At 33.4% G+C, this 2,626-nt stretch carries 4 protein-coding genes and 2 tRNA genes; 2 read left to right on the top strand and 4 right to left on the bottom strand.

The window, feature by feature from the left end:
• Together A9G30_RS06430 and A9G30_RS06425 are read left to right on the top strand one after the other, a co-directional pair.
• Nucleotides 1–524: GNAT family N-acetyltransferase (locus tag A9G30_RS06430; RefSeq protein ID WP_065588413.1), on the top strand; the 524-nt coding region annotated here is incomplete at its 5' end.
• Between the two features lie 28 nt (nucleotides 525–552).
• On the top strand, nucleotides 553–1,347 hold the full coding sequence (locus tag A9G30_RS06425) for an isocitrate lyase/PEP mutase family protein (RefSeq protein WP_065588412.1): 795 nt from the start codon (nucleotides 553–555) through the stop codon (nucleotides 1,345–1,347).
• A gap of 86 nt (nucleotides 1,348–1,433) precedes the next feature.
• Here A9G30_RS06425 and A9G30_RS06420 read toward each other — a convergent pair whose 3' ends face one another.
• From A9G30_RS06420 to erpA, 4 genes are all read right to left on the bottom strand, one after another.
• Nucleotides 1,434–1,643, bottom strand: coding sequence for an Arm DNA-binding domain-containing protein (locus A9G30_RS06420; protein ID WP_065588411.1), 210 nt, complete (start codon nucleotides 1,641–1,643; stop codon nucleotides 1,434–1,436).
• A 238-nt stretch (nucleotides 1,644–1,881) separates the two neighbouring features.
• A tRNA-Gly gene (locus A9G30_RS06415) sits at nucleotides 1,882–1,957 on the bottom strand.
• A 19-nt stretch (nucleotides 1,958–1,976) separates the two neighbouring features.
• Nucleotides 1,977–2,064 (bottom strand) — tRNA-Leu (locus A9G30_RS06410).
• Between the two features lie 211 nt (nucleotides 2,065–2,275).
• Nucleotides 2,276–2,614 carry an iron-sulfur cluster insertion protein ErpA gene (erpA, locus tag A9G30_RS06405; RefSeq protein WP_034914816.1) on the bottom strand — a complete coding sequence of 113 codons (339 nt, stop codon included), beginning with the start codon at nucleotides 2,612–2,614 and terminating at the stop codon, nucleotides 2,276–2,278.
• Nucleotides 2,615–2,626 lie beyond the last annotated feature (12 nt).

Genomic DNA, 2,626 nt, shown 5'->3' with positions numbered 1-2,626 from the left:
TTATGTGTAATATTAATGATGACTCAAATAATAAAAATATTTCGTTTTTGGAGTATATAAAAAAACCTTTTAATCGATTACCAATATATCAATTTTGGTATCAAATTTATTATGTGGAAATGAATCGAAAAATATCGGATTTAAACCATTCCAAAAGAATAATTTATGATGATTTAGAACCCTATTCCATAATTTATGCTGCTCATTTTAAGGACAAGGTCGTTGCCACCATCAGGTTGATAGAGTCTGAGAAAATGCTTAATTCAGAATATAGTTTAATGCTTCAATCTGTTACTAAAAATAATTCTATATTTTTAACAAAATTGATGGTTTCAAAAGATTTTCGGTGCTTAGGTTTGGGTTGTAACTTGTTAGCGCAAGCGGAAAAACTTGCAAATTTAAGAGGTAAAAAAACAATCATTCTGGATTGCAATGATTATATGGTTCCATTTTTTTTAAAAAATGGGTTTTATTTCACAAATATAACTACGGTTAATAGCCCACACTACGGGGATGTTTATTGACTGAAAATAGTAAAGGCTAAAATAAATTATGAATTATTCTACTTTCAAAGCGTTACACTCTAAAAAATCTTTTTTTGTTTTGGCTAATTGCTGGGACGTGCTTTCAGCAAGAATTTATGAGAAGGCTGGTTATAAAGCTTTAGGTACATCAAGTAGCGCATTATCGGCCACCAACAACGTGAAAGATGGTGAAAACATCACATTCTACACAGTTTTGCATAATGCTCAAAATATTCTAAAGGTAGTAAAAATCCCCTTATCTGTTGATATGGAAAAAGGGTATTCATCTCGAGTAACTGATATTGTCGATAACGTGATTAAATTAGCAGATATCGGATGTTCTGGAATTAATATTGAAGATTCGCAAATTAGTGGAAGCTTACAATCCCCGACAAATTTTTCAAGAATTATATCGCTCATCAAATCAACGTTACTCGCCAAAGGGTTTCCTCATTTTGTTCTTAATGCAAGGACTGATACTTATTTGAGCCCATTTTGTCATGATAAATTGACTGAAACAATTGCTAGGGCTTCTATATATAAAAGTGCTGGCGCCGACTGTTTATTTGTTCCAGGGTTAAGCAATTTAAATGAAATTCGTGAGATTTCCGATGAAATAGCGCTCCCCTTAAACATTTTAAATTTACCTAACATCAGTAACATAGATGATCTTCAGTTAGCAGGAGTCAATCGATTTAGCCTAGGAAACTCTGTATTTGACGAAATGTTAGCATATTTAGAAAAGTCAATTAATCGAACAATTCATAATAAAAATTACGCGAGTCATTACAGCCATGATCCACTAAATCTATTATTTAATTGAAAACCTATAACATTCCAAAGAATTTGTGCCAGTAAGAGGCTGGCACAAGATTGCTATTATACTAATTATCTTATCGTATTTTGTAATTATATGGTATGCCCACACTTTTTAGTACCAAAAAGATATGGATATTGACCCAAAGTAATGTTATGCCTTTTACCTTCTTTCATAATTCTGAATTTAAAAGATTTAGTACCAGAACTGGTTACATTCAAAGATAAGCCGAGAATATCATATAGCTGATAATCTTTTGTTTTAGGTTTTACGTTACGGATAATTGCATCAGTAAGAGCCATGATAAGTCTCCTTAAATAAAATGAGTAAGGTTTGAATTATCAAGCTTAAAAAGTTGGAAACACTGTAAAATACAAAATGCCAATTGCAGATTTCAAAATGCCAAATGAAGTGTCAAACTGAGTTGGTATCCTTTAGATTATAGTGGATGAATATAGAATAAAAAATCCCAGAAACAACCCTCTAAGCTAGAAATACGTTGACTTAATGGATTATTTTAGAAGTCTTTAGATTAATAATTGGAGCGGGAAACGAGGTTCGAACTCGCGACCCCGACCTTGGCAAGGTCGTGCTCTACCAACTGAGCTATTCCCGCATAAGAAGTGTTTGTTTAATGGTGCCCGAGGCGAGACTTGAACTCGCACGGCCAAAAAGGCCGAGGGATTTTAAATCCCTTGTGTCTACCGATTTCACCACCCGGGCTCAAAACTGGTTACTTAAGAGTAACTGCGTTTTGAATGCTGTGCATTTTACCCATCTAAAATTTGGCGTCAACAAAAATATTAAAATTATTGTCTAACTGCTCAATGTTTGTCATGTTTTGTGGCTTTATTGTTCTATTTGACTAAAAATCAGAAAAGTATGATTGTTTGTTTAGCGATAAAAGCTAATAGTGTAAAAAAACAAATGCAATTTAAACACTAAAAGAAGATCCGCAGCCACAAGTTGTAGTTGCATTAGGATTATCAACCACAAAACGAGAGCCTTGTAATCCTTCAACATAATCAATGGTGCCACCAACTAAATATTGTAAACTCATAGGATCGATAACTAACGATACACCATTTTTTTCGATAGCTAGGTCATCTTCATTCACTTTTTCATCAAAGGTAAAACCGTATTGAAACCCACTACATCCACCACCAGTTATATATACGCGTAATTTTAGATTTGGGTTTTCTTCTTCTGTGACGAGTGATTTAACTTTATTAGCTGCCGCATCAGTAAAGTTAATCGGTAAAGCATCGCTCATATTCTTCTCCTA

The organism is Gilliamella sp. Fer4-1, assembly GCF_001690515.1.
Lineage (GTDB): Bacteria > Pseudomonadota > Gammaproteobacteria > Enterobacterales > Orbaceae > Gilliamella > Gilliamella apicola_C.
The sequence above is the reverse complement of the archived record's forward strand: the minus strand, read 5'-3'. Positions and strand labels throughout refer to the sequence as shown.